Origin of the sequence: Burkholderia sp. HI2761, from assembly GCF_002223355.1 — a bacterium.
In the GTDB taxonomy this organism is placed as follows: domain Bacteria; phylum Pseudomonadota; class Gammaproteobacteria; order Burkholderiales; family Burkholderiaceae; genus Burkholderia.
Map to the genome: position 1 here is coordinate 2,706,195 of NZ_NKFN01000007.1, position 6,487 is coordinate 2,712,681.

At 65.6% G+C, this 6,487-nt stretch carries 6 protein-coding genes; 2 read left to right on the top strand and 4 right to left on the bottom strand.

The features are described 5' to 3' along the window. Window positions 1-9: 9 nt before the first annotated feature. From CFB46_RS29880 to CFB46_RS29895, 4 genes are all read right to left on the bottom strand, one after another. Complete coding sequence (locus CFB46_RS29880) at window positions 10-1,605, bottom strand: DHA2 family efflux MFS transporter permease subunit (RefSeq protein WP_089502224.1); 1,596 nt, start codon at window positions 1,603-1,605, stop codon at window positions 10-12. Continuing rightward, window positions 1,602-2,885: a glycosyltransferase gene (locus tag CFB46_RS29885; RefSeq protein ID WP_089502225.1), complete on the bottom strand. Its 1,284-nt coding sequence runs from the start codon at window positions 2,883-2,885 to the stop codon at window positions 1,602-1,604. The genes CFB46_RS29880 and CFB46_RS29885 overlap by 4 nt, the downstream gene beginning before the upstream one ends. A 17-nt stretch (window positions 2,886-2,902) precedes the next feature. Then, on the bottom strand, window positions 2,903-3,472 hold the full coding sequence (locus CFB46_RS29890) for a methyltransferase family protein (protein ID WP_027781337.1): 570 nt from the start codon (window positions 3,470-3,472) through the stop codon (window positions 2,903-2,905). Window positions 3,473-3,539: 67 nt separating this feature from the next. Further along, window positions 3,540-4,442 carry an alpha/beta fold hydrolase gene (locus CFB46_RS29895; RefSeq protein WP_089502226.1) on the bottom strand — a complete coding sequence of 301 codons (903 nt, stop codon included), beginning with the start codon at window positions 4,440-4,442 and terminating at the stop codon, window positions 3,540-3,542. Window positions 4,443-5,163: 721 nt separating this feature from the next. Here CFB46_RS29895 and betI point away from each other — a divergent pair. Further along, window positions 5,164-5,748: a transcriptional regulator BetI gene (gene betI / locus CFB46_RS29905; RefSeq protein ID WP_089502228.1), complete on the top strand. Its 585-nt coding sequence runs from the start codon at window positions 5,164-5,166 to the stop codon at window positions 5,746-5,748. 153 nt (window positions 5,749-5,901) lie between these two features. After that, a partial coding sequence (locus tag CFB46_RS29910) for an IS110 family transposase (RefSeq protein ID WP_143751679.1) occupies window positions 5,902-6,487 on the top strand: 586 nt, incomplete at its 3' end.

The window sequence follows — 6,487 nt, forward strand, 5'->3', positions numbered from 1 at the left end:
GTCCGCTCCTCAATGCCCGAACGATGCTGCCGCGCCGCGCCTGGGCCGCGTCAGCCACATCATCGCCGCGAGCGCGAGACACGTCATGCTCGCCATCCAGAACATGTCGTTGGTCGCCATCATGTAGGCCTGCTGCATCACGACCTGATGCAGCGTCGTCAGTTCGCGCACGCCGTCCACGCCCATCGCGTTCAGCGCGTGCACGAAGCGTTGCGTGTTCGTCGATGCATGCGTGACCGATTGCGACACGACGTCGTAGTGATAGGTTGCGCGGTTGTCCCACAGCGTCACGCTCATCGCGGTGCCGAATGCGGCCGACAGCGTGCGCAGGAAATTCGACAGGCTCGACGCGGCAGCGAGCCGGTCGTCCGGAATGCGCGACAGCGTCGCGGCAGTCAGCGGAATGAAGAAGCACGGCAGCCCGATCCCCTGGATCAGCCCCGGCGCGGCGATCTGCGCGAACGTCATCTTCAGCGTGAAATGCGCGTCCCATGCGAGCACGGCCGCGAAGACGAGGAAGCCGAACGTCGCGAGCACGCGCGCGTCGAAGCGGTGCGCATGCAGCCCGACGAGGATCGAGAACACGAGCGCGAGCACGCCGAGCGACGCGGTCGCGAGCCCCGCATGAAACGCGTTGTAGCCCATCACGGCCTGCATCCACAGCGGAAACACGACGCCGACCACGGAGAAGCTCATCATCCCGAGCGAGATGATCAGCACGCAGAACGAGAACGTGCGGTCGCGAAACAGGCTCAGATCGACCACGGGATGCGCTTCGCCCGCTTCCCAGATCAGCAGCGACACGATCGCGAGTGCCGCGACCACCGCGAGCGTGACGATCAGCGGCGAATCGAACCAGCCGCGGTCGTGGCCGAGATCGAGCATCGCCTGGAGCGAGCCGACGCCAATCACGAGCAGCACGATGCCCGGCACGTCGATCGGGCCGGCCGCGCCGCGCTGCGCGTCGGGGCGCAGCATCGCGGTGCACACCGCGAACGAGAACAGCCCGATCGGCAAATTGATCAGGAAGATCCACGGCCACGAGAAGTTGTCGACGATCCAGCCGCCGACCACCGGCCCGAAGATCGGCGCGAGCAGCACCGTCATCGCCCACAGCGCGAGTGCGATCGTGCGTTTGTCGGGCGGAAAGGTGCGCAGCAGGATCGTCTGCGACAGCGGCACCATCGGCCCCGAACACAATCCCTGCAGCGCACGGCAGATCACGAGCACGTGCAGGTCGCGCGCGAGCCCGCACAGCAGCGACGTCAGCGTAAACAGCAGCACCGCGCCGACGAACAGCCGCAGCTCGCCGACGCGCCGTGCGAGCCAGCCGGTCAGCGGCACCGCGATCGCGGCCGCGACCGAATAGGAACTGATCACCCACGTGCCCTGGCTGTTCGATACGCCGAGGCTGCCGGAGATCGCCGGCACCGCGACGTTCGTCACGGTCGAGTCCAGCACTTCGATGAAGGTCGCGAGCGACAGCGCGAACGTCAGCAGCGCGAGCCGGATGCCGCGTACCGGCTGCGCGGCCGGCACGGGCGCCGGCACGTCGAACGCGGACGGCGCGACGGGCCCGTCGTGAAGCGGCGATGCGGTGCTCATGCGCCGGCCACCGCGACATCGGCCCGCGCGGCCGTCCGCCCGCGCCTGGGCATGAATCGTTCGATGAAATCGGCGGCCGCGCCGCAGCCGTCCGGCGCGGCCGCGAGCAGCGCGCGCGTACGCTGCGCATGTAGCGCGAACGCGGGTTCGTCGAGCGCGCGCGCGAGCGCCGCCCCGAGCCGCACGCCGTCGAGCGGGCCGTCGACCCGCACGCCGCAGCCGTTCGCGACGACGCGTTGCGCGTTGTCGAACTGGTCGTGCGCGAACGGCGTGACGACCTGCACGATGCCGGCTTCGCACGCGAGCGCCGCCGTGCCGATTCCGCCGTGATGCACGAGCGCACGGCAACGCGGCAGCAGCGTGCGCATCGGCACGAAACGGCGCATGAGCAGCCGGTCGCCGTCCTGCGCCGCGTCGTGCGGCGTCAGCAGGATCCCGCGCGCGCCGGTCGCGCGCAGCGCGTCCGCCGCCGCGCGCGCATAGGCCGCGTGATCGATGAGCGTCGAACCGGCCGTGAACACGACCGGGGGCTCGCCGGCCGCGAGAAACGCATCGAGTGCCACATCGTCGTCGGGTGTCGCGATATCGTTGAACAACGGAAAACCGCTTTGCAGATGGTTCGACGGCCAGTCGGGCTGCGGCGGCGCGAACCAGCGGGGAAACAGGCACAGCACGCCGTCGGTCGAATGCAGCCAGCGGCCGAGCACGCGCCGCGCGGGCGCGAGCCCGAGCTCGCGGCGCACCGCGTCGAGCGCCGGACCGCACACGCGGTCGAGCACCTGCCGCTCGATCAGCGTCATCAGCGCCGACTTCACCGGCAACGGCCAGCGGGCGGGAATCGTCAGGCGCGGGTGGGTCGGCGGCGCATGCGCGGACAGCAGCGTCGACGGCGACACCTGCACCGACACGTACGGCGTGCCGTGCAGTTCCTGCATGAAGCGCGCGGAAAATGCCCACAGCGTGCCGACCAGCACCGTGTCGGCATCGGCCAGCGCGCGCAGCGCGTCGTAATGCGGGCGCAGCGTCGGCGCGATCACCTGCCACAGCGTGCGGAACGACGTGCGCGGATCCCACAGCGCCGGATTCGCCATCGCCGCGTCGTAGTCGGCCGCGGTGCCGACCGGCACGAACGCGAACCCGCAGCGGCGCACGGCCGCCTCGAACGGCGCGTGCGTGCAGAACACGACCTCGTGACCGCGCGCCGCGAGCGTGCGCGCGATACCGAGCATCGGATGCACGTCGCCCGCCGAACCGATCGCGGTCACGATCATCTTCGCCATCGCGCGCCTCGCGGAGGTCAGTAAAAGCCGGGGATCAGCGCCGCCACTTCGCGGCGATACTGCGCATAGGCCGGCCCGAAGTATCCGGTCAGCCAGTTCTCCTCGACGCGCACCTTGTACGCGAGCGACGCGAACACGAGCAGCACGCCGATCGCGCCGCGCCATTCGCCGCCGATCAGTGCGGCGCCGACCAGCGCGATCAGGCAGCCGGTGTAGATCGGGTGACGCACGAGCGCATACGGCCCCGTGCGCACGAGTTCGTGATCTTCCTTCAGCGTGACCGATACGCTCCAGTTCGTGCCCAGATGCAGCCGCGCCCACACCGAGAACAGCAGGCCGGCCACCAGCACCGCGAGCCCGCACTGTGCCTGCAGCCCGAAGCGCTGCCAGTCGGGCGCGAGCGCCTGCCACGACGGATCGGGCAGGATGATCAGCGCGCCGCCGACGATCAGCGGAATCGACTGCAGCGTGCGCGAGCGCGACGCTTCCTTGCGCACGGTCGTCTTGACGCCCTGCGACGTGGCGATCCAGTACGCGAGCCACGCGGCCCACGGAACGACGATGGCGATGGTCTGAACGATATTCACGGCTGGCCTGCCTCGTTGGGATGGGAATTCGGATGCGCGGGACGAGCCCGATGCACGACGGACGACGTCACGACGACAACGCGTGTATCGGCGCGGGCATGCACGCGTGCGCGGCGGCACGTGCGATGCCGCTCGCGCCGGACGCTTCGCCGCAGAAAAAATCGAGCAGCGCGGTACGGGTGTATTCGCGCTGCGCACGGCCTTCGATGTCGAGGAAATGGCCGGCGTCCGGCACCGTCGCGAATCGCGCACGCGCCACGTGCGCGCCGAGCTGACGCACGTCGGCCGGCGTCGTGTATTCGTCGCGCTCGCCGTTCAGGAACAGCAGCTCGCAGCCGATGTTCGAGAACTCGCTGAAGTAGCGCTCGGGCTGCAACGACAGGATCTGGTCGACGTGGAACGCGACCTGGTCCTGCTCGTCGCGCGGCAGGCGCGTGAGATACCGGTAGTTGTACAGCTTCATGATGCGCGGCAGATAGCGGCCGACGGTGTCGTTCAGCAACTGCGCGGCCTTCAGGTTCTCGCCGGCCGCGATGTGGTCGCGGGCGCGCGTCACGTAGTCGACCATTGCATCGTTCAGGAACGGCGAGAACGAACAGATCGCCGCGCGCCGCACGCTCGGGCAACCGCGCGCGAGCGCGAACAGCGACGCGACGCCGCCCCACGACACCGACACGAGGAACGCCGGCGCGAAGCGCTCGACCAGGTACTGGAGGATCGCGGCTTCGTCGTCCTTGGTCAGGATGAAGCAGCCGGGGTTGTGCTGGCGCGACTGCCCCGCATACGGCAGGTCGAAGCAGATCGTGTTCATCCGCTCGCCGAGATACTGGACGGTCTGGCCGAACGACGCGGTCGTCGCGAGCGCGCCGTTGACGAGCATCGCCGTGTCGAAGGCCGGATCGAACACGTTCCGTTCGACGTAGACCTTCAGACCATTCGGCAGCGGGACCACGTGTTTTTCGGTCGGCATCGTCGTTCTCCGGTGGATGCGGCGTCTCGACGTCGCGGCATGCTGCAAGTGCGCAATGGCTGGCGCCGACCCGGTGCGCTGTCGGTCGACGCGCGCATTGCCGACGCACCGCGGCAATGGCCGGCGGTGCCATTCATTCCTCGTGGTGCGGCGCCATACTAATACGGTCGATATTACTTACTCAAGTCATTCCAAAAATCCCTCTACTCGAGCCGGAAATACGCCAAATTCAAATTTATTTATTGATTTCTATGGTATGCGGAATCTCGAAAAAGAGCGTGGCAATCGTTTGCGAGCAACCTGATTCAGTGTTGAAAAATCACACATTCTTATTTATATTCAATGGTTTATATGGTTTAAATCGGCTGATTGAAACGGTTTTTACAAAACTATCCATCTTCACGATCCGGCTTAACAATTTCACATCGTGAATAATATTGCAGATTTCGACACTCTTTCGATTTGTAATGAAATCAGTTATAGAAACAGCCCTCCTCATTGCGTCGGATTTCCACGAACCGTTTTAAACAGATTTAAACTTATTTAACCTTCTTTCAATTCGTTTTTCCGCACTTGCACATGGGCTCCAGGGTGTGATGAACGCTTCCGTTTGGAACGCAGCCTATTGTCCGACCCCGATTTTTTGTTGATTGATCGTTCAATAAAAAACCGCTAAGCTCTCGACTTCCATGGACGGCCCGACCGGGCGAAGGGAGTCACGATGCCGAAAGTCGGAATGCGGGAGATACGCCGCGCGCAGTTGATCGACGCCACGTTGCGCTCGATCGACGAAGCGGGCCTGCCCGGCACGACGCTCGCATCGGTCGCGCAACGCGCGAACATCTCGACGGGCATCGTCAGCCATTACTTCGGCGACAAGGACGGCCTGCTCGAAGCGACGATGCGGCACGTGCTGCGCGACCTGTGGGCGGCCACCACGCGCCGCCGCGTCGCCGCACGCAAGGATCCGCGTTCGCGGCTGCGCGCGGTCGTCGCCGCGAACTTCGACGTCACGCAGGTCAGCGCGCCCGTGATGAAGACGTGGCTCGCGTTCTGGTCGCAGAGCATGCACGACCCGATGCTCAAGCGCCTGCAGCACGTCAATACGCGGCGCCTCCATTCGAACCTGTGCGCCGAGTTCGCGAAGGCATTGCCGCGCACCCAGGCGCGCGAAGCCGCCAGCGGCCTCGCCGCGCTGATCGACGGCCTGTGGCTGCGCGGCGCGCTCGCCGGCGGCCCGATCGACACCCGAGCCGCGTTGAAGCTCGCCCACGATTACATCGACCTGCTGCTCGCGTCCGACTGACGCGTCACGCAGTCGCCCTCAAGGAGAATTGAAATGAACGCGTCCCACCCGGAGCCGTGAGAGCAGAAAGAAGGGGTGGATCCTCACGGGCCGACGGCATCAAAGTGCCCAGGTGGAAAATGCATGCATTTCCCGGCAACCGGAGGATCCACGATGAATAGTATGACCGTGGGCGTAGATATCGCCAAGCAGGTTTTCCAGGTGCATTACGTCGATCAGGCAACTGGAGAAATCGTGAACAAACCGATCAAACGGGCGAAGTTTCTCGAGTACTTCGCGAACCGTGTGCGATGCCTGATCGGGATGGAAGCGTGCGGCGGTGCGCACCACTGGGCTCGACAACTAAGGCAAATGGGTCACGAGGTCAGGCTGATGCCAGCGGAGTTCGTGAAGGCATTCAACATCCGCAACAAGAACGATGCAGCGGATGCGCGAGCGATCTGGCTTGCGGTGCAGCAGCCGGGCCGGCCAGTGGCGGTGAAGACGGAAATGCAGCAGGCGATGCTGGCGCTGCACCGGATGCGCGAGCAGTTGGTGAAGTTCCGCACGATGCAGAGCAACGGATTGCGTGGGCTGATGACGGAGTACGGCGAGGTGATGAGCCGTGGCCGGGCGAAGCTGGACCAGGAAATACCCATCGCGCTTGACCGGCTCGAGCAGCGCCTGCCGGCAGCGCTGATCGATACGTTGCGTGAACAGTGGAACGGGTTGGCGAGGCTCGACGAGCAGATTGCCGAGA

Bases quoted from the DNA above. Each gene is read 5' to 3' on its own strand.
- betI (WP_089502228.1), top strand. From the start codon at position 5,164: ATGCCGAAAGTCGGAATGCGGGAGATACGCCGCGCGCAGTTGATCGAC.
- CFB46_RS29895 (WP_089502226.1), bottom strand. From the start codon at position 4,442: ATGCCGACCGAAAAACACGTGGTCCCGCTGCCGAATGGTCTGAAGGTC.
- CFB46_RS29885 (WP_089502225.1), bottom strand. From the start codon at position 2,885: ATGGCGAAGATGATCGTGACCGCGATCGGTTCGGCGGGCGACGTGCAT.
- CFB46_RS29880 (WP_089502224.1), bottom strand. From the start codon at position 1,605: ATGAGCACCGCATCGCCGCTTCACGACGGGCCCGTCGCGCCGTCCGCG.